This is a genomic window from uncultured Henriciella sp., assembly GCF_964005855.1.
In the GTDB taxonomy this organism is placed as follows: domain Bacteria; phylum Pseudomonadota; class Alphaproteobacteria; order Caulobacterales; family Hyphomonadaceae; genus Henriciella.
In genome coordinates this window covers 43,708-69,801 of sequence record NZ_CAXFSW010000002.1, presented here as the reverse complement: position 1 = coordinate 69,801, position 26,094 = coordinate 43,708, and the positions used below count along the sequence as shown (strand labels likewise).

25 protein-coding genes and 1 pseudogene are annotated in these 26,094 nt (G+C 61.7%); 10 read left to right on the top strand and 16 right to left on the bottom strand.

What is annotated here, in order from left to right:
- Positions 1-64: 64 nt before the first annotated feature.
- Positions 65-877, bottom strand: coding sequence for a PhzF family phenazine biosynthesis protein (locus ABNU55_RS03375; RefSeq protein WP_290750948.1), 813 nt, complete (start codon positions 875-877; stop codon positions 65-67).
- Positions 878-1,075: 198 nt separating this feature from the next.
- On the opposite strand from ABNU55_RS03375, the gene ABNU55_RS03370 reads away from it, so the two are divergent.
- Positions 1,076-1,525 carry a DMT family transporter gene (locus ABNU55_RS03370; protein ID WP_290750946.1) on the top strand — a complete coding sequence of 150 codons (450 nt, stop codon included), beginning with the start codon at positions 1,076-1,078 and terminating at the stop codon, positions 1,523-1,525.
- On the opposite strand, the gene ABNU55_RS03365 is transcribed toward ABNU55_RS03370, so the two are convergent.
- The 3 genes from ABNU55_RS03365 to ftsH all read right to left on the bottom strand — a co-directional run bounded on the left by ABNU55_RS03365 (position 1,522) and on the right by ftsH (position 5,114).
- Entirely contained in the window at positions 1,522-2,217 is a 696-nt protein-coding gene (locus ABNU55_RS03365) for a peptidoglycan DD-metalloendopeptidase family protein (protein ID WP_290750943.1), read from the bottom strand. The genes ABNU55_RS03370 and ABNU55_RS03365 overlap by 4 nt on opposite strands.
- Positions 2,207-3,034, bottom strand: a complete 828-nt coding sequence (gene thiD, locus ABNU55_RS03360; protein ID WP_290750940.1) for a bifunctional hydroxymethylpyrimidine kinase/phosphomethylpyrimidine kinase — start codon at positions 3,032-3,034, stop codon at positions 2,207-2,209. The genes ABNU55_RS03365 and thiD overlap by 11 nt, the downstream gene beginning before the upstream one ends.
- 160 nt (positions 3,035-3,194) lie before the next feature.
- Positions 3,195-5,114, bottom strand: a complete 1,920-nt coding sequence (ftsH, locus tag ABNU55_RS03355) for an ATP-dependent zinc metalloprotease FtsH (protein WP_290750937.1) — start codon at positions 5,112-5,114, stop codon at positions 3,195-3,197.
- Between the two features lie 213 nt (positions 5,115-5,327).
- On the opposite strand from ftsH, the gene ABNU55_RS03350 reads away from it, so the two are divergent.
- Entirely contained in the window at positions 5,328-6,632 is a 1,305-nt protein-coding gene (locus ABNU55_RS03350; protein ID WP_290750933.1) for a TAXI family TRAP transporter solute-binding subunit, read from the top strand.
- Here the strand turns inward: ABNU55_RS03350 and ABNU55_RS03345 are convergent.
- Both ABNU55_RS03345 and rlmN read right to left on the bottom strand, forming a co-directional pair.
- A pseudogene (locus ABNU55_RS03345) lies at positions 6,633-6,788 on the bottom strand (DUF2177 family protein); the annotation flags it as partial.
- 27 nt (positions 6,789-6,815) lie between these two features.
- Positions 6,816-7,973 carry a 23S rRNA (adenine(2503)-C(2))-methyltransferase RlmN gene (gene rlmN / locus ABNU55_RS03340; protein WP_290750930.1) on the bottom strand — a complete coding sequence of 386 codons (1,158 nt, stop codon included), beginning with the start codon at positions 7,971-7,973 and terminating at the stop codon, positions 6,816-6,818.
- 105 nt (positions 7,974-8,078) lie between these two features.
- Here rlmN and ABNU55_RS03335 point away from each other — a divergent pair, with 105 nt between their 5' ends.
- A complete protein-coding gene (locus ABNU55_RS03335; protein ID WP_290750927.1) occupies positions 8,079-9,896 on the top strand; it encodes an NAD(P)/FAD-dependent oxidoreductase in 1,818 nt (605 codons plus the stop codon).
- Positions 9,897-9,914: 18 nt separating this feature from the next.
- Here the strand turns inward: ABNU55_RS03335 and ABNU55_RS03330 are convergent, their stop codons facing one another.
- Positions 9,915-10,412, bottom strand: a complete 498-nt coding sequence (locus ABNU55_RS03330; RefSeq protein ID WP_290750926.1) for an invasion associated locus B family protein — start codon at positions 10,410-10,412, stop codon at positions 9,915-9,917.
- Positions 10,413-10,649: 237 nt separating this feature from the next.
- Between ABNU55_RS03330 and ABNU55_RS03325 the strand changes: the two genes are divergently transcribed.
- Both ABNU55_RS03325 and ABNU55_RS03320 read left to right on the top strand, forming a co-directional pair.
- Positions 10,650-11,168 carry a sigma-70 family RNA polymerase sigma factor gene (locus ABNU55_RS03325; RefSeq protein ID WP_290750924.1) on the top strand — a complete coding sequence of 173 codons (519 nt, stop codon included), beginning with the start codon at positions 10,650-10,652 and terminating at the stop codon, positions 11,166-11,168.
- 123 nt (positions 11,169-11,291) lie between these two features.
- Positions 11,292-11,957, top strand: coding sequence for a ChrR family anti-sigma-E factor (locus ABNU55_RS03320; protein WP_290750922.1), 666 nt, complete (start codon positions 11,292-11,294; stop codon positions 11,955-11,957).
- Positions 11,958-11,969: 12 nt separating this feature from the next.
- On the opposite strand, the gene ABNU55_RS03315 is transcribed toward ABNU55_RS03320, so the two are convergent.
- The gene (locus tag ABNU55_RS03315) at positions 11,970-12,317 is read right to left on the bottom strand and encodes a DUF2794 domain-containing protein (protein ID WP_290750919.1); all 348 of its coding nucleotides are present in this window, start codon (positions 12,315-12,317) and stop codon (positions 11,970-11,972) included.
- A 328-nt stretch (positions 12,318-12,645) separates the two neighbouring features.
- On the opposite strand from ABNU55_RS03315, the gene ABNU55_RS03310 reads away from it, so the two are divergent.
- The 4 genes from ABNU55_RS03310 to ABNU55_RS03295 are packed head-to-tail and all read left to right on the top strand — an operon-like array spanning position 12,646 to position 17,067.
- A complete protein-coding gene (locus ABNU55_RS03310) occupies positions 12,646-13,374 on the top strand; it encodes an ABC transporter ATP-binding protein (protein WP_290750918.1) in 729 nt (242 codons plus the stop codon).
- Positions 13,371-14,132, top strand: a complete 762-nt coding sequence (locus ABNU55_RS03305; protein ID WP_290750916.1) for an ABC transporter permease subunit — start codon at positions 13,371-13,373, stop codon at positions 14,130-14,132. The genes ABNU55_RS03310 and ABNU55_RS03305 overlap by 4 nt, the downstream gene beginning before the upstream one ends.
- Positions 14,132-16,012, top strand: a complete 1,881-nt coding sequence (locus ABNU55_RS03300) for a Gldg family protein (RefSeq protein WP_290750913.1) — start codon at positions 14,132-14,134, stop codon at positions 16,010-16,012. The genes ABNU55_RS03305 and ABNU55_RS03300 overlap by 1 nt, the downstream gene beginning before the upstream one ends.
- Positions 16,009-17,067 (top strand): DUF4340 domain-containing protein, encoded by a 1,059-nt coding sequence (locus ABNU55_RS03295; RefSeq protein WP_290750910.1) that lies wholly within the window; start codon positions 16,009-16,011, stop codon positions 17,065-17,067. Before ABNU55_RS03300 ends, ABNU55_RS03295 begins: the two co-directional genes overlap by 4 nt.
- Here the strand turns inward: ABNU55_RS03295 and ABNU55_RS03290 are convergent.
- From ABNU55_RS03290 to ABNU55_RS03265, 6 genes are all read right to left on the bottom strand, one after another.
- Positions 17,058-17,891: a glycosyltransferase family 2 protein gene (locus ABNU55_RS03290; RefSeq protein ID WP_290757970.1), complete on the bottom strand. Its 834-nt coding sequence runs from the start codon at positions 17,889-17,891 to the stop codon at positions 17,058-17,060. The two genes, ABNU55_RS03295 and ABNU55_RS03290, sit on opposite strands and share 10 nt — an antisense overlap.
- The gene (locus tag ABNU55_RS03285; protein WP_290750904.1) at positions 17,888-19,177 is read right to left on the bottom strand and encodes an O-antigen ligase family protein; all 1,290 of its coding nucleotides are present in this window, start codon (positions 19,175-19,177) and stop codon (positions 17,888-17,890) included. Before ABNU55_RS03285 ends, ABNU55_RS03290 begins: the two co-directional genes overlap by 4 nt.
- A gap of 1 nt (position 19,178) precedes the next feature.
- Positions 19,179-21,155 carry a threonine--tRNA ligase gene (gene thrS / locus ABNU55_RS03280; protein ID WP_290750902.1) on the bottom strand — a complete coding sequence of 659 codons (1,977 nt, stop codon included), beginning with the start codon at positions 21,153-21,155 and terminating at the stop codon, positions 19,179-19,181.
- Positions 21,156-21,167: 12 nt separating this feature from the next.
- The gene (yidD, locus tag ABNU55_RS03275; RefSeq protein ID WP_290750899.1) at positions 21,168-21,494 is read right to left on the bottom strand and encodes a membrane protein insertion efficiency factor YidD; all 327 of its coding nucleotides are present in this window, start codon (positions 21,492-21,494) and stop codon (positions 21,168-21,170) included.
- Positions 21,495-21,620: 126 nt separating this feature from the next.
- A complete protein-coding gene (locus ABNU55_RS03270) occupies positions 21,621-22,070 on the bottom strand; it encodes an iron-sulfur cluster assembly scaffold protein (protein ID WP_290750897.1) in 450 nt (149 codons plus the stop codon).
- Positions 22,071-22,125: 55 nt separating this feature from the next.
- The gene (locus ABNU55_RS03265) at positions 22,126-22,728 is read right to left on the bottom strand and encodes an exopolysaccharide biosynthesis protein (RefSeq protein WP_290750894.1); all 603 of its coding nucleotides are present in this window, start codon (positions 22,726-22,728) and stop codon (positions 22,126-22,128) included.
- Between the two features lie 207 nt (positions 22,729-22,935).
- On the opposite strand from ABNU55_RS03265, the gene ABNU55_RS03260 reads away from it, so the two are divergent.
- Positions 22,936-23,418: a peptidase S1 gene (locus tag ABNU55_RS03260; protein WP_290750892.1), complete on the top strand. Its 483-nt coding sequence runs from the start codon at positions 22,936-22,938 to the stop codon at positions 23,416-23,418.
- Between the two features lie 20 nt (positions 23,419-23,438).
- Here ABNU55_RS03260 and cysS read toward each other — a convergent pair whose 3' ends face one another.
- Both cysS and ABNU55_RS03250 read right to left on the bottom strand, forming a co-directional pair.
- Entirely contained in the window at positions 23,439-24,824 is a 1,386-nt protein-coding gene (gene cysS / locus ABNU55_RS03255; RefSeq protein ID WP_290750890.1) for a cysteine--tRNA ligase, read from the bottom strand.
- Between the two features lie 73 nt (positions 24,825-24,897).
- Positions 24,898-26,091, bottom strand: coding sequence for a glycosyltransferase family 87 protein (locus ABNU55_RS03250; protein ID WP_290750887.1), 1,194 nt, complete (start codon positions 26,089-26,091; stop codon positions 24,898-24,900).
- Between the last annotated feature and the right edge of the window lie 3 nt (positions 26,092-26,094).

The window sequence follows — 26,094 nt, the reverse complement described above, 5'->3', positions numbered from 1 at the left end:
CCGCCCGGCGTGTCCTTCAGATCCAACGCCTGAGCGAGAGGTTATGTTGCGCCCGGCTTCTGGTTCAGAGCGAGAAACTGCCCTCAATGACGGTCACGGCGTCCCCTGTGAGTTTTGCGCGGTCGCCGACCAGATGGACACCAATCCTTGCGCCGCGCCCGGGATAGGCCTGGTAGCATTCGAAGGCCCGATTGAGGCGCGGCCCCATGATGGCGGCGACCATACAGTGCCAGCTGCCCGTGGCGGGGTCCTCCGGAATGCCGCTGCCAGGTGCAAAGAAGCGGCTGGTAACATCGACGCCGTCGCCGCCAGGCGCGAGACAGCCGAAACAGCCGGTATGCCCCTCCTGACCAATGGTCAGAGGTTTCAGGGCGGCCAGATCCGGATCAAGCGAGATAATCTGATCAGGTGTTTCAAAGATCGCCCCATAATAGATACCTGCCCAGGCTGCGACGGGGCGCGCGCCGAGAGCATTCACAACCTCTTCGGTGACCTCGATCTGGTGCACGGGCGGGACTGGAAAGTCCATTTCATAACCGCCAGTGCTTGCGCGCTTTACGCTCAGCCGGCCTGACTTGACGGTGTCGAAGGCGACCTCGTCACCGGTAAAGCCTTGATGGCTGAACAGGACATGTGCCGCCGCGAGCGTCGCATGTCCGCAAAGGGGGACTTCGATTTCAGGCGTGAACCAGCGCAGCGCCCAGACGCCGTCACCTTTCCCAACGATGAAGGCGGTTTCAGCGACGTTATTCTCGGCCGCGATGGCCTGAAGCGTTTCGTCCGGCAGGAAGTCGTCGAGTGGCATGACGCAGGCCTGATTGCCCTTGAAGGCTTCGCTGGCAAATGCGTCGATCTGGAAAAACGGTGTGGTCGGCATGCCCGGCTCCTCATAGAAAGCTGTCTTCTGCAATAGAGGCGGCATGCGGCCGCCGCAAACCAGACTTTCTAAGGTATCGTTGAGGATCGCTCTGGGGTTCGCTGGGGCCGTCCAGAAACCGATTGACGCATCATATGGGTGGTCACCCTGCGGGCATCGGACCATGTCGGGCGTGAAGACCAATCGGAAGGAGAGGATATGGGCTGGGGACAGATACTTGTCGGACTTGGGGTCGTCTGCGGCGCTCTGATGGCAGCCCAGGGCGCAATCAATGGACGTCTGGCATCTGGCATTGGCGGGCCCGTGCAGGCCGCGCTGATCTCGTTTTCGGTGGGCACGGCGGTTCTCCTCGCAGCCAATGTGGCAATGGGGAACAGGTTCGAGCTGCCGCAGGCGACCAGCAACATGCCCTGGTGGGTGTGGATCGGTGGGGTGCTGGGGGCCGTCGTTGTCGGAACGGCGGCGCTGGCTGTGCCGAGGATCGGCGTTGCCGCCTGGATTGCGGCCTTCATTGCCGGTCAGCTTGGCGCCGCTGTGCTCTATGACCAGTTCGGGGCCTTCGGTCAGGCGGTCAGACCTGCGACGCCTCTTCGTCTGCTCGGCGTCGGGTTCCTTTTACTGGGCGTCTATATGGTCCGCCGCTTCTAGCTTCTGGGCGGCAGTCCCAGCAGCGGCCGCGGGTCGGGGCAGAGCGTCAGCCAGAGATCGGCCTCGCTCTTGCGGCAGACACCGGGAAAGTCGCCGCTATGGCCCAGAAGGTCCAGCATTACCTGAAAGTGAAGATGCGGTGCCCAGCCGCCATTTACGTGGCTATCACCAAGTTCGCCCAGTTTCTGGCCTGCGTCGACCGCGTCACCCGGCGCCAGGGATGAGAGGACATCGGCGGCCAGATGCCCATAGAGGGTGAAGAGGTCGAAACCGGTCCCGGTCTCATGCTGCAGGATCAGGGTCGGGCCATAATCCTTCTCATTGTCATTGCGCTGCAGGCTGTGAACGCAGCCATCCAGCGGCGCGAAGACCTCTGTCCCGGCGCTCGCAAAGATGTCGAGACCGAGATGGAGGGTGCGCGGCTCGCCGGCGCCCCGGAAGGCTGGCGCATCATAGATGGCCCGGTCCTCTCCATAACCGCCATGCAGCACCTTGCCGTTTTCAGGCGTCCAGTGGAGGGGCAGGTCGTCCCAGCCGCGTTCGGCAAGGCCTGCCACATCGAGCGAGAGCGTGGCGTCAGGCTCAAGGCCCAGGACCGGCGGGGCAACAGCAGGCCCCGTTTCTTTCAGCCAGAGGTCATATCTGGCGCGCCGGGTGCGAAGGTCAGCTGGGAATGCGGCGCTAGCGCTCATCGGCCATGTCCAGCTTCCAGCCATGATGGACAGGGCCGTGTCCCTGCCCGAAGCCTTTGGCGGTCTCTATTGCCCTGAAAAGATAGTCACGGCCGGCTTCGACGGCCTCCTGCATGGCGTCGGCCTGCGCAATCCGCGCGGCGATGGCGCTTGCCAGTGTGCAGCCCGTGCCGTGGGTGGAACTGGTGTCGATCCGGCGGTTCTCGAAAAGCCATTCGCCATGTTCGGTCTGCAGCACATCCGTGATCGGACTTCCGGGCACGTGGCCGCCCTTGACCAGCGCCCCTTTCGCGCCCCGTTCCAGCAAGGCTTCTGCCGCCCGTCTCTGACCGTTGACGCCATCGACGGACTTGCCTGTCAGGATCTCCGCTTCCGGCGCATTGGGTGTGACCAGGGCGGCGTTGGGGATGAGGAGCGACGAGATACTCTCGACGGCGCGCCGGTCAATCAGCCGGTCCCCCGACGAGGCCACCATGACCGGGTCGATGATGCGCGGGACGGCCGGCGCCAGCGCGTCCAGCGTCTCGGCGGCCTCTTCGACAAGATCCGCGCGCCCCAGCATGCCGGTCTTGACGGCATCGGCGCCGATATCGCGCAGGCAGACCCTCATCTGGGCGATGACCGTCTCGACGGGGACGGCATGCACCGCGTGGACACCGGTCGTGTCCTGGACCGTGATGGCGGTTATGGCGGTCATGGCATAACCGCCCATCGCCATGATGGCCTTGATGTCGGCCTGTATACCGGCGCCGCCGCCTGAATCGGACCCGGCGATGACGAGGACACGGCCCCGGGACTCTGTCTGGTTTGAGGTCATGTCGAAGACATAAGGCGCGAACGAGGTTTGAAAAAGCGCGAAATATGCAGTCGGCTGCGCCGCAGACGCCCGCACCCGAAAGCACCGGCAGGGCCTGACCAAAAAAAGGGGCGCAGTCTAAACAGACTGCGCCCCATCACATCTGGATTCTATTTAGCGGTCAGGCCGGTTCCGGCTCTCCGCCCGTTTCGCCGCCGCCAAAGCCCTTGCGGCGTTTGCCGGTGACGGGAACGGCAGAGGTCGGCCCCTGCGGTTCGTCCGGCTCATCCGGGCGCGTCGGTGGCTTGCCGTTGAGGAGGTCCTTGATCTCCTCGCCGCTCAGCGTTTCGTATTCGAGCAGCCCTTCGGCCAGCGTGCTCCACTGGTCGCGGCATTCAGTCATGATGTGACGTGCGTCATCCATGCCCTTCTGGACCAGTTTGCGGACTTCCTCCTCGATCTTCTTGGAGGTGTCCTCGGAGACGTGCGACTTGTTCATCAGCTGCTGTCCGAGGAAGACGTCGCCCTGATCGTCGGCATAGTCGACCGGGCCAATCTCATCGGAAAGGCCCCAGCGGGTCACCATGGCGCGCGCGAGTTTCGTGGCCTGCTGGATGTCAGAGGCGGCGCCCGCCGTGACATTCTCCATGCCGAACTTCTCTTCCTCTGCCACGCGGCCACCCATCATGATGGCAAGGCGCGATGTCATCTCGATCTTGGACATCGACATCTTGTCGTCTTCGGGCAGCTGCATGACCATGCCAAGGGCGCGGCCACGTGGAATGATGGTCGCCTTGTGCACCGGGTCGGCTGCCGGCACCTTGAGGGCCACAATGGCGTGACCGGCTTCGTGCCAGGCTGTCAGCTCACGTTCCTTGTCGGACATGACCATGGAGCGCTTTTCAGGCCCCATGAGGACCTTGTCCTTGGCGTCCTCGAACTCGGCCATCGCCACAACGCGTTTACCGCGGCGGGCGGCGAGCAGGGCAGCCTCATTAACGAGGTTTGCAAGATCAGCGCCCGAAAAGCCCGGTGTGCCGCGTGCGATGACTTTCGGATTGACGTCCTTGGCCAGCGGCACATTGCGCATATGGACCTTGAGGATACGTTCGCGGCCCATGATGTCGGGGTTGTTCACCGTGACCTGGCGGTCGAAACGGCCAGGACGTAGCAGGGCCGGGTCCAGCACGTCGGGACGGTTGGTAGCCGCGATGATGATGATGCCATCATTGGCTTCAAAACCATCCATTTCGACCAGAAGCTGGTTCAGCGTCTGCTCGCGTTCGTCATTGCCGCCGCCAAGACCGGCACCGCGTGAGCGGCCGACCGCGTCGATCTCATCGATGAAGATGATGCAGGGGGCGTTGCGCTTGGCCTGCTCGAACATGTCGCGCACACGGCTTGCGCCGACGCCAACGAACATCTCGACGAAGTCCGAACCTGAAATCGTGAAGAAGGGCACGCCGGCCTCACCCGCGACAGCGCGCGCCAGGAGCGTCTTACCGGTACCTGGCGGGCCCACGAGAAGCGCGCCTTTCGGGATCTTGCCGCCAAGACGCTGGAAGCGGGCGGGATCACGCAGGAATTCAACGACTTCCTGAAGCTCTTCCTTGGCTTCGTCCACGCCGGCAACGTCATCGAACGTCACGCGGCCTGATTTCTCTGTCAGCATGCGGGCGCGCGACTTGCCAAAGCTCATCGCACCGCGGCCACCGCCGCCGCCCTGCATCTGGCGCATCAGGAAGAGGAAGAGGCCAAGGATCAGAACCAGCGGCAGAAGGTTCAGCAGAAGGCCGCCGAAGCTGAAGCCGCTTTCGGCGTCTTCATTCACCGTGATGCCCTGATCGGCAAACCATGTCGAAATCTCGATATTGGTCGGCAGTTTCTCTGCATAATAGGTGGTGCCGCCAGATGTCTGGGCGGTCACGCGGTCATTGGTGACTGTGACTTCGTCAAGCTGGCCGTCCGTGGCCATCTGACGAAGCTGGGAAATCGGTACTTTCTCTGCATTCGCAGCCACGGATGAGCCTTGCATGGCGATCATCATGGCCACGACCAGCGCAGCGATCAGTCCCCAGACAGCGAGATTACGCATGTTCATAGTTCGGTTCCGTCGGTTCTCTTCAGGTCTTTGGACACTAACATAGGCACGCTATCGACGGAAAACGACTCAATTAGGCGTGAGCCGTGTGCAATTTGTCGCCTCCGCCTGTGCCGCGGTCATGCCTGTCCCGCTTCAGTTTCGTCCGCTCTCGACCGCATTGGGGGACCGGTCTAGGGTCTGGCCGGATGTGGGGCTCAAATGGACAAGAGAATGAAAGACATCGCCAAGGTCTACGGCCCGGTTGCATTACTGGTCCTGCTCAGCATCTGGGTGGCGTTCGCGCTGATCGATCCGGCGCCGCCGTCCCGTGTCACATTCGCTTCGGGAAGTCAGGGCGGGGCGTATTACGATCTCGCCCGTCAATATGCCGACCACCTCGCCGAGAGCGATGTTGAGGTGGAGGTTCTGGAGACCAACGGCTCTCTGGAGAACCTGGCGCTTCTACGCGCGGAAAAGGCCGATATCGCCTTTGTGCAAGGCGGCCTGGCAACTGAGGCGGACCGCGCCGCCCTCCATTCCCTGGCCGGCATGTTCCATGAACCTTTCTGGGTTTTCGTTCGCGAAGAGACAGGGGCGGAGGCTTTTGGCGACCTGCGAAAGCTGCGCTTTGCCATCGGCCCGGAAGGGTCCGGCACGCGGGCTCTGGCCTTGCAGATGCAGGAGGTCTGGGGCGGTGACTGGCCGGCAGAGGCCCGGCGCGGGGAGAGCGGGCTCGCGGCGGCCAGCGCACTTGAGGCCGGTGAGCTCGATGCGGTCGCCTATTCCGCCTCGATGAGTGCGCCTTACGTCCAGCGGCTGCTCGACAGGCCGGGTATCAGGCTGATGCCGTTTGACCGGGCGCCGGCACTTGCCCGGCGGACACGCGCGCTTGACCCCGTTACGCTGTATCGCGGTATTGTTGACCTTGAGGCCGATCAGCCGGAGATGGACACACCCCTGATTGCCTCCGTAGCCCAGCTCGCCATAGCCGGTGACCTTCACCCGGCAATCCAGTCGCTTCTGCTGGAGGCGTCCGAAGACATACATTCTGGCAATAGCGCCTTTGCAAATGCCGGGGCGTTTCCCGCGCCGGAGCTTGTCGACATGCCGCTCTCGAACGAGGCAGAGCGTTACTGGAAGAACGGGCCATCCTTCCTGCGCAACTATTTCTCCTTTCAGGTCGCCAATTTTCTTGAGCGGGCCTGGGTTTTCCTGATCCCGCTCATCACGCTCCTCATACCGCTTATCCGTGTGGCGCCGCCCATCTATCGCTGGCGGGTCAGGCGCAAGATCTATGTCTGGTATTCGGATCTGCGCCATCTCGAAGCCCGCGGCCGCGAAGCGCACAGCGATGAAGTCCGCAACAAGGTGCTGAACGAGCTTTCGGACCTTCAACGCGAGGTGGGCGAGCTGGACGTGCCGCTCTCCTATACCGAGGAGGTCTTCCACCTTCGCAGCCATATCGCCTTCGTGCGCAATCTGGTCAAAGGTCTTTATGCCCGTGACGCCGGAGAGCACCCAGCCGATACGGCCTGATCAGCCGGCAAGCTGTACGCCCAGTTTGCCGGCCGCCGCCGCCATGCCGGACAGGAGGGTCCCCCAGGCGATATCCACCACTGTCAGCAAGGGCAGCCAGCCGCGCGTCGTCGCGAGATTGGTCAGCTCGTAGGTCATGTAAAAGAAGAAGCCAAAAGCGGCGCCCTTCTGGCGGTTTCCGGCCTAGTCCTGGGCGGCCATCGCTTCGCGGCGCTTTTCGGCGGCCGATTTTTTCACGCTTTCCGAGCGCAGCTGGCCGCAAGCGGCAAAGATGTCCCGGCCGCGCGGGGTGCGGATCGGGGAGGCATAACCTGCCCGGTTCACAATCTCTGCAAAGGTCTCAATCGTTTCCCAGTCGGAACACTCATAGGGAGAGCCCGGCCAAGGGTTGAACGGGATGAGATTGATCTTTGCTGGCACGCCCTTGAGCAGTTTGACGAGGTCGCGGGCTTCGGCAGGTGAGTCGTTGACCCCCTTCAGCATGACGTATTCGAAGGTCACGCGCTTGGAATTGCCAAGGTCTGGATAGGCGCGGATCGCCTCGAACAGCGTCTGGAGGTCATACTTCTTGTTGATGGGCACGATCTCATTGCGAAGATCGTCGCGCACCGCGTGGAGCGAAATCGCAAGCATCGCGCCGGTCCGCTCGCCAAGTTCGGGGATTTTCGGTGCCACGCCAGCTGTCGAGACGGTGATCCGGCGGCGCCCGAGGGCAATGCCGTCGCCATCTGAAATCGTGTCGATGGCCTCCGCCACATTGTCGAGATTATAGAGCGGCTCACCCATGCCCATGAACACGATATTGGTGAGCTTGCGGTTCTCGTTGGATGAGGGCCACTCTTCCAGTTCATCGCGCGCGATGAGGACCTGATTGACGATTTCCTGCGCAGTGAGATTGCGCACCAGCTTCTGGGTGCCGGTATGGCAGAAGGTGCAGTTCAGCGTGCAGCCGACCTGGCTGGAGACGCAGAGGGCGCCGGACCGGCCGACATCGGGAATATAGACGCTTTCGCCCTCAACGCCTTCCTGAAACTTCGTCAGCCATTTCTGGGTGCCGTCCACGGAGACCTTGTGCTCTGTAATCTCAGGCCGGGTCAGGACATATTTTTCGGCAAGGTCTGCGCGCAGCTCCTTGGCGATATCGGTCATGCCGCCGAAATCCTGTACGCCGAAATGATGAATCCAGCGGCGCAGCTGCTTGGCGCGCATACCAGCTTTCTTCGGGTCGAGTCCCAGTGTTTCCATCTCCGCCTTGAGGGCAGGAATGGACAGGCCAGCCAGCGACTTCACCGAAGAAGCGCTTGCATTGACGCCGCGTGAAAGGTCCAGAACATGTTTCATCGACGCCGCACATAGCACGTCCTGTCCAATAATCTAAGAATATGAGGACAGGTTTGCTGCGGCGCATCACAACAGAGGGCCACAAAGGCTCCGTGGGAGGAAAATATGGCTGACGGGACACCGGGAATCGATTTCGACCCCGATAAACTTCGCGAGCGTTATCGGGCTGAGCGCGACAAACGCCTGCGCGAGGATGCGAATGACCAGTATGTCGAAATCGCCGGCGAATATGCGGGCTATATCGAAGACCCCTATATCGATGAAAAGATAGACCGCGCGCCTGTGAACGATGAGGTGGATATTGTTGTGGTCGGCGGTGGTTTTGGCGGGCTGCTGGCTGGTGCGCGCCTTCGTGAAGCCGGGCTGAAGAATATCCGCATGATCGAGAAAGGCGGCGACTTTGGCGGCACCTGGTACTGGAACCGCTATCCCGGCGCGGCTTGCGACATCGAAAGCTATATCTACCTGCCGCTGCTGGAAGAAACCGGCTTCATGCCGAAGCAGAAATACACACCGGCGCGCGAAATCCTGGAGCACAGCGCGCGGATTGCCGAGCACTACAACCTCTATGAGGACGTGCTCTTCCAGACCGAAGTCACGGCCATGCACTGGGACGAAGACGCCAAACGCTGGACGGTAGAGACCAATCGCGGAGACGCCATGAAGGCGCGTTTCGTTATCATGTCGAACGGGCCACTGCACCGGCCGAAACTGCCCGGCATTCCCGGGATCGAGGATTTCAAGGGACATACCTTCCACACCAGCCGCTGGGACTATGACTATACGGGCGGCGGCCCGGAAGGCGGACTGGATGGCCTGAAGGACAAGCGGGTGGGTATCATCGGCACCGGCGCAACCGCCGTCCAGTGCGTGCCTCATCTTGGCGCGGGCGCGAAGGAACTCTTCGTCTTCCAGCGCACCCCAAGTTCAATCGATGTGCGCGATAACAAGCCGACCGATGAAGACTGGGCAAAGTCTCTGAAGCCGGGCTGGCAGAAAAAGCGGATGGACAATTTCAACATCCTCGTCTCTGGCGGCTATCAGGATGAGGACCTTGTTCAGGATGGCTGGACCGACATTATCCGCAACCTTCTCTTCCTCGCCAGTAACCAGGGCGGCAAGCAGCTTTCGGCCAGTGAGCTTGAGGAGATCGGTGAGCTCGCCGATTTCAAGAAAATGGAATCGATCCGCGCCCGGGTGGATGAGGTCATTGCCGACAGCAAAACGGCCGACGCACTGAAACCCTGGTATCGCCAGTTCTGCAAGCGCCCCTGTTTCCATGACGACTACCTGGCGACCTTCAACCGCGAGAGCGTCCATCTCATCGATACCGATGGCAAAGGCGTCGAGAAGATCACCGAGAAAGGCGTTGTCGTGGGCGGCGTCGAATATGAGCTCGATTGCCTCATCTATGCGACAGGCTTTGAGGTCGGGACCAGCTATACCCGCCGGTCAGGCTATGAGCTCCATGGCCGGGACGGGGTCTCCCTGTCGGATAGGTGGGCCGATGGCGTGGAAAGCCTGCATGGTATGTTCGTGCGCGATTTCCCGAACGTCTTCGTCATGGGCGGGGCGCAGGCGGCCTTCACCGCCAACTACCCGCACCAGCTCGATGAGCAGGCCACCCATTTTGGCTACATTCTCTCTCGCGCTTTCGATGAGGGAATCGTGCAGATCGAGCCGAGCGCCGAGGCGCAGGACAGATGGGTGAAGACCATCGTCTCGAAGGCGCAGATGCGGGAAAAATTCCTCGCCGAATGCACCCCTGGTTATTATAACAATGAAGGCCAGATCGCCGCGCGGGCCCGCCAGAATTCCTTCTATGGCGGCGGTTCCATGGAGTATTTCTCGATCCTGAAGGACTGGCGCGAGGCCGGCGGTCTTGAAGGGCTGGAGATCGAGCGCGATCCTCAGCCAGCCTGACCGGGCCCCGTCAGATCGCTATCGGCAAAGCGAGGCGGCCTTGTCGATGGCATCGGCCGAGCCGGATAGAGAGAAATGGTAGGAGACCTGCGTATTGCGCGACGAGACCGCTTCGACATGAAGCTCGCTCCCGCGCCGCAGGGCATCCACGATGTCCGAATCGTCACGGTCCTGCGCAAAGGCTTCGCGGCCGACGCCGTACATGGTCCACCCCGACCGCCCGACAGTCGCGCGGGCGGGCAGGTCGGCGCGCAGCTCATAGCCGACCTTCAGGCTGGGCTGGCTACGGGCCTGGCCTGAGCCCCAGTTCGATACAAAGAACCAGACATCGCCATGATTGGCCGCTTTCGGCGCCATGTCTGTCGCCTCGGTAGCCGCATAGCAGAGGGTTTCGCCCTCCACGGTTTCGGTGAAGACGGTCCAGTCGTCATAGCGCCCGATGGCAGAAGGCGCGCCAAAGGCGGCCGGAGCAACAAGGGCGGTGGCGAGGGTGGCAAATGTGGCAGAACGGATCATGGGTCGGGTCTGTCTGAATCTGTGAGGGTTGGCAGCCATGCTAGTTAATCGACACTGCTCAAACGTTAAGGCCAAATTTTGGCGAAACGCTGATCACAGAATCGCGAGCATCGCGATCAAAGGTTGCATGGAGCCCTGTAAACACAGACAATAGGTGTGCTGCCATATATGGATTGTCCATTGTCTGTTGCTCGCCTTGATCACATTGACGACCCGCGCTTGCTGCATGTGGACTGCATGCGCCGCATTTCGGAAAGTGGTGACCGCAGGGCGTTCGGCACGCTGTTTGAATTTTTTGGCCCGCGCCTGAAGACCTATCTGATGCGGATGGGCGCCAGCGATGCCCAGGCCGAAGAGATCGTTCAGGATGTCATGCTGACCGTCTGGCGCAAGGCTGGGCAGTTCGATTCCCGCCAGGCCTCCGTCTCCACATGGATTTTCCGGATTGCCCGCAACCGCCAGATTGACCTCTTCCGCCGTCATGCCAAGCCGGAGCTGTCGCCGGATGAGCCCATGCTGCAGCCGGCCCCGGAGCCGGCGCCGTTCGAGACGCTGTCGCAAAGCCAGCTTGAAGCGCAGGTGCGCGAGCAGCTCAACATTTTGCCGGCCGAACAGCTCGACCTGCTGAAAGCAGCCTTTTATGAGGGCCTTTCGCATTCTGAAATCGCAGAAGCGTTCGGTTTGCCGCTTGGGACGGTCAAGTCGCGTATCCGTCTTGCCTTCGACAAGCTTCGCGGCGTTATCAAGCGCGACTGACCCGCGTAACGCACCTCTCATGCCAGCAATTTCTTGACCTTGTCGATGCCTGCTCAATATCGAGTTCGGTAACACGAACGCGTTATGGAAATGCGAGAGAGAGGCGCAAGCGCTTTGCCGGAAATGTCGTCCCAGCTTTCAGAACTCTATTCGGCCTATGCAGCCGGCACACTCAGCCCGTCCTTTGCGCTGCTGGTCGAAACGCAGGCCGCGATCCGTCCTGACATCCGCGCGCACCTGACACAGGCAGAGACACTGTCGGGCATCTTTTTCGAGCGCGAGGCGCAGACGCGTCTTGCCCCGAATGCCTATGAAAAGACCCTGCATGCGATTGATGAGCTTGAGGAGGAGGCTGACAGCCGGCAGGCCGCCCAAATGGCAAGCGAGCGTCTGGACGAGATCATGACTCTTCCCGAACCGCTTCGCGAAAAGGCACTGGAATCCTGTGTACGCGGCGGCTGGAAGCGCCTTACAGGCGGGGTCAGCCGCCTGGATATTTCAAGGACGTCTGCCGGAAGCGCCCATCTGTACCGCATCAAACCCGGCGCATCGGTACCCAGCCATTCGCATTTCGGAAACGAGTTGACCCTGGTCGTTCGGGGCGGCTTCAGCGATGAGACCGGCAGCTACGGGCCCGGCGACCTCGCCTTCAACACACCCGACGACACGCACACGCCTGTGGGCGATGATGACGGGGTCTGTATGGCGCTCGCTGTCAGCGATGGCGGCATGCAGTTCAAGGGGATGCTGGGCATCCTTCAGAAGGTGTTTGGCGGGCGTCCGCTTTAGCCCTGGACCAGCCTAGCTGCGGCTGCTGCTGATGACTTCGAAGCGTCGGGTTTCGAAGACCTTGAGAACGGTCCGGATGTCGTGCCCGCGCTTTAGCACCTGATCCTGACTGCCATAGACAATGAAGGCGCCCTGCTGGTTTCGCAGGGCCGGCACTTTCTCGATCCGCCAGGTCGGCGCTTCTGCATGACGGCGAAAGATGGCGAAGACGGCGTGATCCTCAAACATGCCAATGGCATAATCCTTGGCCTCTCCTGCCATGACCATCTTTCCGTATACGTCGAGAATGGCCGACATTTCGGTGCGGTGAAACGCGGTTTTTGGCGACTTGGCTGCCTGGAGTCGTGTTACGCTACCCATGAAAGCTTGAACGTCTCCCTTCCTGTAGATGTTCATTCTGTCTCATTTGTAATGAGAAAGACAGGTTTTAGCCTCAATCTGGCCTTGCCGCAGACATCGATAGACGACAGTTTGCAATTGTCGGATGACGGTGTCCAGCAGGTTTCCCGGACCCATCAGCCCCCCCAGCCCCCCGGGGCACCTGTAACCGTTATCCGACACCTTCCCTTCACAATTCATCCGTAAGCGGCAAATTTTCGAGATTTGTCTGGGACCGTTGCTGCCTGCTCTGGTCAGAGCCTGCGGTGCCCGCTAGTCAGGCACGTAGCGAGTCGCTACGGATCCCGACATGCTCGAACTGAAGCAGCTTTCGAAATCCTTTGACGGCCGGTTTGCGGTCGATTCCGTCAGTTTCAGCCTGGAAAAGGGCGAGGTGCTTGGCTTTCTCGGCCAGAACGGTGCGGGCAAGTCGACGACAATGCGTATCGTCGCGGGCGTCATAGAGCCGGACTCAGGCGACGTCATGATTGCGGGCCACTCGATTGTGGCCGATCGCCGTGAGGCCCAGCGCCGGCTTGGTTTCCTGCCTGAAGGCGCGCCGCTCTATCCCGATATGACACCGCGCGATTTCCTGAACTTCCTCTGCGCCGCCCACCGCATCACGCGGCGGGACTGCCGCGCCGCAATTGAACGTGTGGTGGCCGATGCCCGCATCGGATCGGTTCTCAACAAACAGATATCCACCCTGTCGAAAGGCTATCGCCGCCGCGTCGGTCTTGCGGGTGCCCTGCTTCACGATCCCGACGTGCTCATCCTGGATGAGCCGACAGATGGCCTCGACCCGATCCAGAAACGCGCGGTCCGCGCCCTGATCTCGCGCATGGCAAAAGAGAAGGCCATCCTCATCTCGACCCACACGCTGGAGGAAGTGTCTGTCATGTGCACGCGCGCGGTGATCATCGATCATGGGCGGCTCGTCGCAGATGGCACGCCTGAGGAACTTGCCCAGCGGTCCAGTGGCGGACTTGAAGAAACCTTCATAGAGCTTGTGTCGCGCAAGGAGACCGAAACCGTATGAAGGTCTGGATTGCCGACATGCTGACAAGCCTCCGGGCGAGCTATATCCGCGAGGTGCGGGCATATTTTGCAACGCCGCTTGCCTATGTCTTCGTCGCGATTTTCCTGATGCTGCTTGGCGTTTTCACCTGGGAAGCCTCCCGCTTCTTCGATACCGGGCTCGCCGACCTGCAGCCTTTCTTCTACTGGCACCCCTGGCTCTACATGATCTTTCTGCCGGCCCTCTCCATGCGCCTATGGGCCGATGAGGCAGCCCTTGGCACAACCGAAATCCTGTTTTCCCTCCCCGTCAGCCTGTTCGGTCTGGCCGCAGGCAAATTGCTGGCGGCCTGGACTGTTGCGGCGCTCTCGCTTGTGCTGACCTTCCCGATGTGGATCACGGTGAACTATCTCGGCGCACCCGATAATGGCGCGATTGCCATCACCTATCTGACAAGCCTGCTGATGGCGGGTGCTTTCCTGTCCATCGGGGCGGCCATGTCATCGCTCTTTTCCAGCCAGGTCCTGGCTTATATCGCCGGGATCGTGGTGGCTTTCATGTTTACGGCGGCTGGCTGGCCCATGCTGCTCGGGGCGATTTCGGGCCTCATCGGGCCCGGCGCCGGTGAGCTTGTCGCCCAGTTCTCCTTCCTGACCTATTTCGAGACCGCCCAGCGCGGCGTGCTGGAGCTGCGGGCCCTCCTCTATTTCTGCGGGGTGATCGCTCTCTGGCTGTCGCTCAACACGGTCTGGGTTGCGCACAAGCGGGCGGTGGCCTGATGACGCCGCGCCGCTTCCTGCCTGCCGCAACGGCTCTTATCGTGGCACTTTTCGTCGCCGCGACGCTGATCGTCTATCCGCTGGCGCGGCCGGCACGAGTGGACTTCACAGAAAACCACCTCTTCACGCTGTCCGATGAGACCGCGGATGTGCTGCGAGGGCTCAGCGAGCCTGTTGAGATCACTTTCGTCTACACCCGCAGTGTCGGTCAGGATTATCCTGAAATCCGCGCCTATGCTTCCCGCGTGAGAGAGCTTCTCGATTCCTACAAGGCCGTGGCCGGCAGCCAGCTGCGGATCGAGGAAATCGACCCGCAGCCTTTCTCACAGGCAGAGGATGAAGCGCTCGCAGCCGGCATCCGGGCGGTCGATACCGAGGGGGATGACCCGCTTTATTTCGGCATTATCGGACGCAATTCAGTCGACGAACAACGCGTGCTGGACTTCCTGTCACCCGACCAGGAAGAGACGCTGGAATATGATCTGACCCGCCTTGTGGCGCGGTTGGACCGGCCGGAAGCTCCTCTGATCGGTGTGCTGACGACCCTGCCCGGCATGAAAGAGGAGGGCGGCTATTCTCTGCGGGGGGAAATGGAGCGCACATTCGACATCGTCCAGATCGAGGAAGATTTCTTCGAACTGCCGCAGGATATGGACGCGCTCATCATGATCCATCCGCCGGGACTGTCGGAGTGGCAGTCCTGGCTTGTCGATCAGTTCATCCTGCGAACCGGACGCGCGGCGATCCTTGTCGATCCCGCGGCAAAAACCTCGCCGAAACCACAGAGCCGGCTGGTGGAGCGTCACATACGCTCCGATCTGGGCCGGTTCGGCCCGGTCTGGGGTGTGAGCCTCGCGCCGGACGCGGTTGCCGATACAGAAACGGCACTGCCCATACAGGCCCCGACGGGCAGCGGGCGGACCGGCATCGTGCGCCATCCGCTCTATGTGTCGACGCCGCCCGCGATGATGTCCCAGGAAAGCATCCTGACCGCGCACCTCTCGCGTTCTGTCAATTTCGCGTCCCCGGGGGCGCTGGTGCTGGATGAAGACTCTCCCATCGACAAGGAGGTTCTGATCGAAACAGGGCCTGCGCCCTCGTGGATAGAGGCCGATGAGGCGGTCAAGGATCTCACCGTGGAAGAGTCGCTGGCGCTCTATGAGCCGCTTGAAGGGGCCAAAGCCCTTGCGGTTCGGGTCCATGGCACGCTGGTCTCTGCCTTTCCGGACGGGGCGCCCGATCCCGAACTGCCGGAAGACCCTGTCATGGCCGAATTCGCGGCCCGCGCCATTGCGAACGCAGAGCCGCATATCGCTTCCAGCGAACAGCCTGCCGAAGTGCTTGTCTTCTCGGATGCCGACCTCGTCGATGATGGTCTCTATATCGATCTACAGCGCCAGAGCGCCTTTGCCGACAATGGCGCGCTCCTCATGAATGTTCTCGACATGCTGTCAGGCGAGGCGAGCCTGCTTAGCCTCAGGGCGCGCGCCTCCAGCCGACGGACCATGACACGCGTTGAGCGTATGCGCGACGAGGCCCAGACCGAGTTTTTCGATGAGCAGGGCCAGCTGGAAACGCAGTTGGCGGAGACCGAGGCCCGCCTTGAAGAGCTGCTCCAGACCGGCGGTTCACAGGCGGTCAGCATCGATACAGCCACTGGGGCCAATCTGACCCCGGACCAACAGGAAGAGCTTTCACGCCTTCGTATGGAAGTGACCGAGACGCGCGAACGCCTGCGTGCCATCGAGCGCGACTTTCGCCGCGACATCGACGCGCTCGAAGCCTGGCTGAAATTCATCAACATCTTCGCGGGGCCGCTTCTGATCGGGGCGATCGGTCTCTTTGTCTGGTGGCGCCGGCGCCGGAGTCTCAGCGCATGAGCCGCCGCCTCGACCGCAAACGTGCCATCCTGGTCCAGCGCCTTTCCATCGCCGTGGCTGCGCTCTGGATTCTCTATGTCCTGATGGCGCTCTTTAATGCCTCCGGCAGCACGTCCAGTCCCCGGACCGGCAATCCGGTGCTGACGAATTTCTCTGCCATAAAGGGAGAGATTGCGCGTATCCGCGTAACGCAGGCGGATGGCGCCTACACGCTTGTTAAGGGTGACGAGGGCTGGGTACTGGCCGAGTCCGGCAACTATCCGGTCATACAGGACCAGATCGATACCCTGCTCGCAGGCCTGGAGACGCTGAGTTGGGGAGAGCGGCGGACCTCAACACCGGAGCGCATGTCGTTTCTCTCACTGGGCGACCCACGCGAGGATGGAAACGGGACTCTGGTGGAGGTCTTTGCAAGTGACGGCGCCAAGACCGCAGAAATGATTACGGGCCGGCGTAACCAGTATACCTATGCGCGGATGCCCGATGAGATGATTGCCTTCCGGGTGCGGGGCGAGCTGCCGCCCATGCGAACGCGCGAGGCCTGGTTGGACCTCGACATCGTCGATATCGAGCCCTCTGCCGTCTCGGCTGTCCGCCTCACTGACGGCTCCGGGCAGTCGGTCTATCTCACCCGCGAGCCAGGCAGCGATGCCCGAAGCTTCAGGCCGGCTCCGCCCTATCAGGATTATGTCGTGACCAACCCGCTTGCGGTCTCCACTACGGCCCTGGCGGTCACGCGGCTTGCGCCGCTGGACGTCAAGCCGGTCGAGGAGCTGACGGGCCGGGCGGTTTCGCGTCATATCAGCCAGACCTTTGACGGGCTGGAGATCGACCTTCGCGCCTGGCAGCAGGACGACGGGTTCTGGGTCACTTTCCGCGCCATTGAGGCCGGCGAGGGCGCACGCCGCGCGCGTACCATCAATGACCGCGCGGAACCCTATGCGTTTCGCCTGACCGAATATGACTGGCAGGAGTTCGCGCCCGACATCTCCCGTCTGGTGGAGCCGGCTGCCGAGGAGACCGCGCCCCTGCCGCCCTCCGACTTTCAGCCCTGACCAGGCGTGCGAAATGTAATTGCGAAGCGCAGGAGCGGCGCAAGCGCTGAAATGATCAGCCGTTCGAACGGGTTCGACGCGTATTTCCTGAAATAGAGAATGAGATTGTCGGCCTTGTTGCGGGCGACCCGCCGGGCAGGGGCCTCGGAGGTAGCACCATAATGCAATGCGCCGGCAAGCGGTGTGTAGATAACGGATCCGCCGGCCTCATGGGCGCGCCTGCAGATGTCGACATCTTCGACATGCAGGAAGAACTCCTCATCGAATCCGCCCAGCGTCCTGAAGTCTTCGGCCCGTGTAAACATCAGCGCGCCTGAGACCACATCCATAGGAACCGCCCCCTCCGGCGCCGGCGTCTTCTCCAGCGTCCAGGTGTTCCAGCCGGCAAAGCTCGTCAGCGCCCGCCACAAGGTGAGACGCCTTCGGCGCGGGCCGCGCGCCTCGATGCCGTGGGTATCGAAAATCCTGCCGCCAATGATGCACGGCGCAGGCGCGCCCGCCATGGCCTCTGCCATCGCCTCGACACTGCCGCGTTTGAGGACGGCGTCAGGATTGATGATGAGAAGGTGGCCGTCTGCGGCGCCTTCTGCCCCCAGATTAACACCCGCGCCGAAACCGATATTTTCGCCTGCGTCGATGAGTTTCACGCCCTGACGCGCGTCTGCAAACCCATGGAGCCAGCGCCGCATCGACTCGGGATTCCCATTGTCTACGATATGGATTGCGGTCACTGCCGGGTCGCTGGCGAGTGCATAGAGACACTCCTTGAGCCGCGGGCCGGTATAGTAACTCACGACGATGGCGGTCGTGACCGGAGGCGTCATGGCTCTGGCGTTTCCTCCGGTCGTGTGGCCCTGTCGAGCAGGATGACACCGGCCGCCGCAACCCCGATCGTGGCCCAGAAAGCCTCATTCCAGACGCTATAGGAGAGGCTGAACAGGGCGAAGGAGGCACCGATCAGGCTGGCAGCCGCGATCCGTGTTGGAATGGGCATGTCGCCCGGCGGGGGCAGACGCCAGCCGATGATCAGAAGCACTGCAATCGCGAGCGAAACACCGATCAGCCCTGTCTCGCCCCAGAGCTGCAGGCCCATATTGTGCGGGTGGCCCGGAAGAATGCGGTAGACCTCCCAGCGTCCATCATCGACGCCGGTGCTGTGGATCATCTGGCGAAGCAGTTCGGGCCGGTCGCCGAATGTGTCGCGCCATTCCTTGGAGGCTTCGATGCCGTGTCCGGTCAGCGGGCGGTCCGGAATCTTTTCCGCCGTAAGCTGCCAGGCCCAGACCCGCGACTGCACCGAAGAGGGCAGGGGCACATCCGTGCGAGAGAGCGCGGCCCCCCCGACGCCAAGCAGCACGGGTGAAACAAGGATGACGGTCGCAATGACGCACATCAGGATGCGAAAACCCAGCTGGACAAAGATCAGGACGAGGCCAATCGAGATGGAAATGGTGACGATCCCGAGCAGGGCCACGTCCGAGCCAAGCTGGAGGAAGGCCACGAAAGAGATGGCCAGCAGCGTCAGGCAGACAGCGACGCTGGAGCGTCCGGCAAAGGCACAGGCCAGGCCCAGCAGGATAGGAATACCGATCAGGAAGGCATTTGCACTGCGCAGGATATTCTGCGGGGCTTCAATGTGGGGGTCGCTGAACGGAGCGTAGATGCTCAACGTCGTGTCCGGCAGAAGTGCCATGGCCAGCGTGAGCAGTCCGTGAACGCCTAGCATGGCCCCGACAATAAAGAGCGACTTGCGTCCTCTTCCCGGCGGGATGCGAAGCGCCGCCGCCAGTGTCAGCGTGCCGGCAAGCGCCGTCAGCAGGATCCGAACGCCTGCCGCATCCACATTGAAATCGCCATCCGAAAGTGCGCCAGCCACCGCGCTGCCGGTCTCGGGCGACCACAGGCTGCTCAAGGCAGACCAGAGCACGAGCGCGGCCACCGCGATCACGATAAGGTTCGTCTTGCGCAGGGGGGCAAAGAAAGCTGCGGCTATACCGGTGAGGCCGATCAGACCGGAATAGCCCTGCGCGCCGAAGAGGGCGACGGGGACCCAGAGAACAAAAGCGGCCGCCAGAACGACCGCGTAACCGGACCCCCGTGCCTGTGACATATCAGACCGCTCCCTGCCGCTTGAGGTCGGGCGCCGTCGCTTCGTCCGCGAGCGTGGAGGCCGCTTCCTCCAGGCTGAGGATCGTCTGGCCCTTGGAGCCGAAACGGCGCAGCGCAAGCGTGCCTTCCTCGGCCTCACGGGCACCGACGACCGCGATCACTGGCACCTTCTGAAGCGAGTGCTCCCGGACCTTGTAGTTGATCTTCTCATTGCGCGTATCGACCTCGACACGAAGCCCCGCCTTGCGAAGCCGCGCAGCAGCCTTTTCGGCATACTCGTCCGCTTCAGACGTAATCGTCGCCACCACGACATGCGTCGGGGCGAGCCACATCGGGAAGGCCCCGGAATAGTTCTCGATCAGGATGCCCATGAAGCGTTCGAACGTGCCGTATACGGCACGGTGCAACATGACCGGGCGGTGCTTGTTGCCATCAGAGCCGGTATATTCGGCGTCCAGGCGCTCAGGCAGGACATAGTCGAGCTGGAAGGTGCCGCACTGCCAGGTCCGGCCGATGGCGTCCGTCAGATGGAATTCCAGTTTCGGGCCATAGAAGGCCCCTTCACCCTCGGCATAGTCGAAATCGAGACCTGCCGCCGTCAGCGCATCGGCCAGCGCCCCCTCGGCGCGGTCCCAGTTCTCGTCCGTGCCGCCGCGGACTTCCGGGCGCGTGGCGAGCTTGTAGGAAATCTCGGTCAGGCCGAAATCCTTGTAGACGCGTTCGAAGAGTTTCAGGAAACGCAGCGTCTCGTCTGCGATCTGGTCTTCGCGGCAGAAGATGTGCGCATCGTCCTGCGTCATCTGACGCACCCGCATCAGGCCGTGCAGGGCGCCATGCGCCTCGTTGCGGTGGCAGCAGCCAAATTCCGCCATGCGGATCGGCAGGTCCCGATAGGAGCGCTGATCGTGCTTGAAGATCTGCACGTGTGCCGGGCAGTTCATCGGCTTCAGCGCCATAAGGTCCGCATCGCCCGAGAGGATGGGCCCCTCATCGTCCGTGGACGGGATTTCGTCAGGCACGACAAACATGTTCTCGCGGAACTTGTCCCAGTGGCCGGACTGCTGCCAGAAGACCGAATTCAGCAATTGCGGCGTCTTCACTTCCAGATAGCCGTCCTCGTCCTGCTGGCGGCGGATATAAGCCTCCAGCTGGCGCCAGATCATATAGCCTTTCGGGTGCCAGAAGACCGAGCCTTGCGCCTCTGGCTGGAGATGGAAGAGGTCCAGCTGCTGGCCGAGCTTCCTGTGGTCGCGTTTTTCCGCTTCCTCGATACGTACCAGGTGGGCCTTGAGGTCCTTTTCATTCGCCCAGGCCGTCCCGTACATGCGCTGCAGCATCTCATTATTACTGTCGCCGCGCCAATAGGCCCCGGCAAGCTTCATCAGCTTGAACGCCTTGGGGAGTTTACCGGTCGAGGGCAGGTGCGGGCCGCGGCAGAGGTCGAACCAGTCGCCCTGCTTGTAGACCGTGATGGGGTCGCCCGGCGGGATGATGTCGTCGATGATCTGGGCCTTATAGTCTTCGCCGATCTTCTTGAACGTCTCGATGGCTTCATCCTTCGACCAGACTTCCCGCGTGATCGGGTAGTCCTTGTCGATGATCTCTTCCATCTTCTTCTCGATGCGCTCGAAATCCTCCGTGGAGAAAGGCGTTTCGCGGGCAAAGTCGTAATAGAAGCCGTCATCGATCACCGGGCCGATCGTAACCTGCGTGTCGGGATAGAGCTCCTGAACCGCCTGCGCGAGCACATGGGCGGCGTCGTGACGGATGAGGTCCAGCCCATCCTCATCCTTTGCGGTGACGATGGCGACCTCGGCGTCGCCTTCCAGCGGGCGGTTGAGGTCGTACATCTCGCCATTCACCTTGGCGGCCAGCGCCGCCTTGGCGAGCGATTTTGAAATGGATTCAGCAACATCTGCCGGGCTTGCGCCGTCTTCATACTGTCGCTGCGATCCATCGGGGAGCGTTACATTGATCATTGGTTTTGCTTTTCAGTTCATTCCGGGGCCGGCATCGGGGAAGGGCCGCTCTGTTCTGGCCCAGTCCCCGGCACGCCATGGTGCCCAGAAAGGTGTCGTGTCTGCTGTCTCTGGAACAGGGTCATAGCCCCTCGAGCCGCCGGGGCGGCAGCGCGAAAGCCTGGCCAGCGTCATCCATCCGCCGGTCCAGAAGCCATGACGGGAAACGCACTCAGCGCAGTATTCGCTGCAGGACGGCGCATGGCGGCACTGCGCCCCAAAGACCTGAAAGGCCGGGGACAGGGTCAGCTTGTACGTTTTCAGGGCCGCGTGGGCGGCCTTCCTGCGAAGTGCGGACATGGGCGCGGTTGCCGGTAATTGCCTGTTTCGTCGAAAGCGGTTCTAGACGCGTGTCGGGCCGCCCTCAACCCGCTAAGGCTGTGGCATGGTCAGCTTCTGGCGGCCTCTCGGCTACGGCGGTCACGCTTATGCCGCCGCAGCCCGCTTAGTTCGTGCCGTCTCGATGGCTTCGCAGGCGGCCTCAAAGGCCAGCATGGTGGAGGTGTGGCGCGGCGGGTAGTCGGCAACGCCTGCCAGATGGCGAAGCTCTGCGAACCTGCCAGCCGGCGGATCGGCCGCCTCTTTCAGCATGGCGCGCAGCGCGTCGCGCGCAGCCAGGACTTCATCGACCGGTGCGCCAACGATGTTTTCGGCCAGGACGGACGTCGCCGCCTGTCCGAGCGCGCAGGCTTTCGGATCGACGGCAATGGCCTCGACCGTCTCGCCATCCTCGCTGAGACGGATATCCACCCGGACGACTGACCCACAGACGCGCGAGACCTTCTCGACGGACGCGTCAGCGTCCTCCAGCGTCCCGACATTCGGGATATTGGCAGCCAGTTCCAGCACGCGGTTATGATAAAGCTCTGCGCTCATGGGCCCTAGATCGCCCTGAAAGGTCTCAAGATCAAGTCAAAGCGCGCGACCGGCTTCATATGCCGAGAAAATTCATCACACGCGGCAGAATGCGGATCAGCAGGACGGTGGCGCCGGCCAGGCTGCCCATTGCGAGCAGGATCACCACCCCGTCGCGGGCGGTCAGCGCCAGGCCAAAGAAGAGAATGGTGAGCCCTGGCAGGAGAGGGCCGAAGGGCACAAGACCGAGCGGGAAGGTGATCAGGGCCGCAGCGACGCAGACCAGCGCGGCAATATTGATGAAGGGGATCTGGGTCAGAAAGATCAGACGCGGTTTCAGGATCTGGTCCACCACATACACGTGCTTTTCCGCGCTGTTGATTCCAGTGAGCAGGTACTTCCTTGGAAAGCTGACCTTCAGCGCGCGTTTCGGCAGCCAGGGATATTTCAGGCCGAGCACGATCTGCATGGCAAAGATCAGCGTGACGAGCGCCACAAGCCAGTTGGCGCCGGGCACAAGGGTGAGCGGGCTTATCGCGATGAAACCAAGCAGGAGGAGAACCGGCCCATAGGATCGCCGGCCAACGGCATCCAGCAGATCGGCGATCGTGACCTCATCGCCGGTCGTGCGCGTTTCCAGCGAGTGCAGCAGCGAGCGAAGATTATGGACCTGCGTCATGTCTGGCGAACCCGCGATGCGTGCCTCATCTGAAGGTTCCTGACTAGGCCAGCGCGCGAATATAGGCAAACCGTACACGCAGGGCGCTATTCGTCTGCTGCGCCGGGAAGACTTTCCACGAAGTATTTGCGAATATTTATGGACGTCCATTGCCTCGCCGGGGTTGGACGCTACGGTCTGGTTCGGTGAGTAAATGAGGGGGACGTCATGAAAAACGTTTCTACTGTAGCCTTATCTCTGGGGGCCCTGGTATTCGCCGCTGGGGCGGCAGCCCAGGATTATACGCTGGAGCCGAGCTACGGCATGATCGAGCTCAGCGCAGGTTTTGAGCCGGATCCGCATGAGGTGGAGATGCAGGCGGGCGGCAGTCTCGATGCCAGCAGTGCGCTTGGCGGCGGGTGTACCGGTTATGTCGCCGAGGCACCTGATTATGATCTCATCTATGATAGCGGCTCAGGCTCGCTGCCGCTCATCATCACGGTGCGGTCGGCCTATGACACGACGCTGGTAGTCAATACGCCAGAGGGTAACTGGGTCTGCGATGACGATGGCGGTCCGAGCCATAACCCTTCCCTCCGGTTCGATCCGGGGCAGGACGGTCTCTACGACATCTGGGTCGGCACCTATGACGAAGGCTCGCTGCAGGATGCGACCCTGATCATATCAGAGCTGGAGTCCTCGCAGGATTAGGCGGCCAATCCGCAAAAGCGTCAGATGCGGCGCCAGGTGGAGCCGCCAGCACCGTCCATGACCTCAATGCCCTCGGCGGCAAGCTGGTCGCGGATACGGTCGGCTTCCGCCCAGTCCTTCGCCTTGCGGGCCTCGAGGCGGGCAGTGACCAGCGCGTCGATACGCGCCTTGTCATCATCGCTGCCGCCCTGTTCCCATTCGGCGGGTGTCAGGGTCAGCAGGCCAAGCTTCTCGCCCGCCGCCAGCAGGTCAGCCCGCGCCGCAGCCATGCGGGCCTCATCCTTCGCATCGGCGGCGAGATTGGCCTCCGACGCCAGCCGCGACAGTTCAGACAGGGCAACCGGCGTGTTGAGGTCATCGCTCAAAGCCTTGTCGATACTCGTGTCCCGGGGTTGCCCGCCTTCGGCCGCCCAGACGCGGCGCAAGGCGCCATAGACCCGGCCAAGCGTCGTCTTCGACTGCTCGAGCAGATCCCGTGTCCAGTCGAGAGGCGCGCGGTAGTGGCCCGAAAGAAGCGCAAAGCGCAGCACCTCGCCCGGCCAGTCTTCGATCAGGTCGTGCACCAGTTTCACATTGCCGAGTGATTTCGACATCTTCTCGCCCTCCATGTCGAGAAAGCCATTGTGCAGCCAGTAGCGCGCCATCGGCTCGCCATGGGCGCATTCGGACTGGGCGATCTCATTCTCATGGTGGGGGAATTGAAGGTCGATGCCGCCCGCATGAATGTCGATTGTCTTGCCAAGATGCGCGGCGATCATGGCCGAGCATTCGATATGCCAGCCGGGACGGCCCCGGCCCCACGGGCTGTCCCAGGTTGCCTCTTCAGGCTCGCCTTCCTTGGCGAATTTCCAGAGCGCGAAGTCGGCGGGGTTGCGTTTTTCCTCTGAGACAGCGACACGCGCGCCCGCCTCATTGTCCTCAATCTTCCGGCCCGACAGCTTGCCATAATCCTCCATCTGCGTAACGTCGAAGAAGACGCCGGATGGGGCCGCATAGGCATAGCCCTTGCTCACAAGCTGCTGGGTCAGGCGCACCATGCCGTCGATATTCCGGGTCGCCCAGGGCTCGATGGTCGGCGGCAGGACGTTCAGCGCGGCCATGTCCTGATTGTAGATCGCTGCATATTTCTGCGTGATCTCCGGGATCGGCCGCCCTTCCTCGCGCGAGCGGGCGATGATCTTGTCCTCGACATCGGTGATATTGCGCGCATAGACGACCGAGGCTTCGCCATAGGTCCGCCGCAGCAGGCGGAAGAGCACGTCGAACACGACAGGCGGACGCGCATTGCCGATATGGGCATAGTTATAGACCGTCGGCCCGCAGACGTAGAGCGTGACGCGCGCAGGGTCCTGCGGCTCGAAAACCTGTTTCTCACGCCCGAGCGTATTGTAGAGTTTGAGGGACATATCGGTTTTTCTTCTGCGGCGCGGCTTCATCTGGATGGCTGAGCCGCTGCTTGAACGCAAAACAGCTTTTACGTCAATCGACCGCGCCATGTCGCATCATGTCTGACTTGTTTGCGTGTGTTTCTTCAATGCGGTGCGCCAATACCAGCGCACTGGCCGCAATGGTCACCGGTCCAAATGGTGCAATGAATGTCAGTAAAGGGAGAAGGTAAAGCCCCGCCATTATCAACGTGAGCCTGTTGAGCCCGTGTCGACCACCTTCTGTTTCATGCGCCAACAGCAGGAAAAGCGCAGGAACCAGCGCCGTCATGTCATAATTGAAAGAGTAGGGCGAAAACATGAATACGCAGACGATGAGTAGCGCCTGTTCTGCTCCAGCGTCAGCAGATGGTCTGCGGAACGCCCAGACGACAAGGCCAAACGCAAGCAGCGAAAAGGGCGCCTGCAGCAGCATCGCGGCTGAGGCATCCCATCCCTGAAGGCGGCCTAGCGCAAATGCGGTCGGCATCATCTTCAGGAACAGGCCCGTGCCCTCTTCTGCAACAACGCGCTGATAGGGCAGGGCGTAATCGATATAGCCTTGCCACATCTCAATTCCGAAGATCAGCGCTGACAGGCCAATCATCACGATACTGGTGACGGCGGCTGAAGCTATGACCAGCCAGTGGCCGCGCAACACCAGAAACAGCGGGATGAGAAGGCCGAGCTGCGGTTTTACGGTCAGGGCGCCGAGGCAGGCACCGGCAAGAACAGGCCGTGTCGCGGCAAGTCTTACGCCCAGGTAAAGGAGGGTGCCGGTGATGAACCCATTCTGGCCGAAGGCGCAATTCGCAATGAAGGCTGGCGAAGCAAGCGCGATACTGCCGTAGCCAATCATGGTTTTGCGCCCCCTGTCGAGGCTAAGGCAGGTCAGCACTATGAAAAGCCCGCCGCCCAGTATCACCCAGACGGCATAGGCTGGCAGATAGCCAAGCAGAGCCAGCGGAAAGACAAAGAAGAGGTAGTGAGGCGGATACGACCAGTTCAGCCAGAGCGCGATGCCATACTGAGTTTCGAGATAGGTCCGGTACTCTGAAACTTTCAGCAAGGTCTCTTCATGGCCGTCAAGAACCAGCCTGCTGGCGGAATAGTAATTTACGAAGTCCCGGCCGATGAGGTCGCGCCCTGTCGGGTCCACCAGTCCAGTTGCTTGGCTGAGATAAAACGCGAAGAGGCCAACAAAGACGAAGAGAAAACCAATCGCATAATACCGGAAAATTCGTCGCATGCC

Excerpts from the sequence above, each read along its gene's own strand:
- ABNU55_RS03350 (WP_290750933.1), top strand. The coding sequence starts at position 5,328 with ATGAAAGACATCGCCAAGGTCTACGGCCCGGTTGCATTACTGGTCCTG.
- ftsH (WP_290750937.1), bottom strand. The coding sequence starts at position 5,114 with ATGAACATGCGTAATCTCGCTGTCTGGGGACTGATCGCTGCGCTGGTC.
- ABNU55_RS03260 (WP_290750892.1), top strand. The coding sequence starts at position 22,936 with ATGAAAAACGTTTCTACTGTAGCCTTATCTCTGGGGGCCCTGGTATTC.
- ABNU55_RS03320 (WP_290750922.1), top strand. The coding sequence starts at position 11,292 with ATGTCGTCCCAGCTTTCAGAACTCTATTCGGCCTATGCAGCCGGCACA.
- thrS (WP_290750902.1), bottom strand. The coding sequence starts at position 21,155 with ATGATCAATGTAACGCTCCCCGATGGATCGCAGCGACAGTATGAAGAC.
- ABNU55_RS03270 (WP_290750897.1), bottom strand. The coding sequence starts at position 22,070 with ATGAGCGCAGAGCTTTATCATAACCGCGTGCTGGAACTGGCTGCCAAT.
- ABNU55_RS03370 (WP_290750946.1), top strand. The coding sequence starts at position 1,076 with ATGGGCTGGGGACAGATACTTGTCGGACTTGGGGTCGTCTGCGGCGCT.
- ABNU55_RS03325 (WP_290750924.1), top strand. The coding sequence starts at position 10,650 with ATGCGCCGCATTTCGGAAAGTGGTGACCGCAGGGCGTTCGGCACGCTG.
- ABNU55_RS03250 (WP_290750887.1), bottom strand. The coding sequence starts at position 26,091 with ATGCGACGAATTTTCCGGTATTATGCGATTGGTTTTCTCTTCGTCTTT.
- ABNU55_RS03290 (WP_290757970.1), bottom strand. The coding sequence starts at position 17,891 with ATGACGCCTCCGGTCACGACCGCCATCGTCGTGAGTTACTATACCGGC.
- ABNU55_RS03335 (WP_290750927.1), top strand. The coding sequence starts at position 8,079 with ATGGCTGACGGGACACCGGGAATCGATTTCGACCCCGATAAACTTCGC.
- yidD (WP_290750899.1), bottom strand. The coding sequence starts at position 21,494 with ATGTCCGCACTTCGCAGGAAGGCCGCCCACGCGGCCCTGAAAACGTAC.
- ABNU55_RS03310 (WP_290750918.1), top strand. The coding sequence starts at position 12,646 with ATGCTCGAACTGAAGCAGCTTTCGAAATCCTTTGACGGCCGGTTTGCG.
- ABNU55_RS03300 (WP_290750913.1), top strand. The coding sequence starts at position 14,132 with ATGACGCCGCGCCGCTTCCTGCCTGCCGCAACGGCTCTTATCGTGGCA.
- ABNU55_RS03305 (WP_290750916.1), top strand. The coding sequence starts at position 13,371 with ATGAAGGTCTGGATTGCCGACATGCTGACAAGCCTCCGGGCGAGCTAT.
- ABNU55_RS03365 (WP_290750943.1), bottom strand. The coding sequence starts at position 2,217 with ATGAGCGCTAGCGCCGCATTCCCAGCTGACCTTCGCACCCGGCGCGCC.
- ABNU55_RS03315 (WP_290750919.1), bottom strand. The coding sequence starts at position 12,317 with ATGGGTAGCGTAACACGACTCCAGGCAGCCAAGTCGCCAAAAACCGCG.
- ABNU55_RS03295 (WP_290750910.1), top strand. The coding sequence starts at position 16,009 with ATGAGCCGCCGCCTCGACCGCAAACGTGCCATCCTGGTCCAGCGCCTT.
- ABNU55_RS03265 (WP_290750894.1), bottom strand. The coding sequence starts at position 22,728 with ATGACGCAGGTCCATAATCTTCGCTCGCTGCTGCACTCGCTGGAAACG.
- rlmN (WP_290750930.1), bottom strand. The coding sequence starts at position 7,973 with ATGAAACATGTTCTGGACCTTTCACGCGGCGTCAATGCAAGCGCTTCT.
- thiD (WP_290750940.1), bottom strand. The coding sequence starts at position 3,034 with ATGACCTCAAACCAGACAGAGTCCCGGGGCCGTGTCCTCGTCATCGCC.
- cysS (WP_290750890.1), bottom strand. The coding sequence starts at position 24,824 with ATGTCCCTCAAACTCTACAATACGCTCGGGCGTGAGAAACAGGTTTTC.
- ABNU55_RS03285 (WP_290750904.1), bottom strand. The coding sequence starts at position 19,177 with ATGTCACAGGCACGGGGGTCCGGTTACGCGGTCGTTCTGGCGGCCGCT.
- ABNU55_RS03330 (WP_290750926.1), bottom strand. The coding sequence starts at position 10,412 with ATGATCCGTTCTGCCACATTTGCCACCCTCGCCACCGCCCTTGTTGCT.
- ABNU55_RS03375 (WP_290750948.1), bottom strand. The coding sequence starts at position 877 with ATGCCGACCACACCGTTTTTCCAGATCGACGCATTTGCCAGCGAAGCC.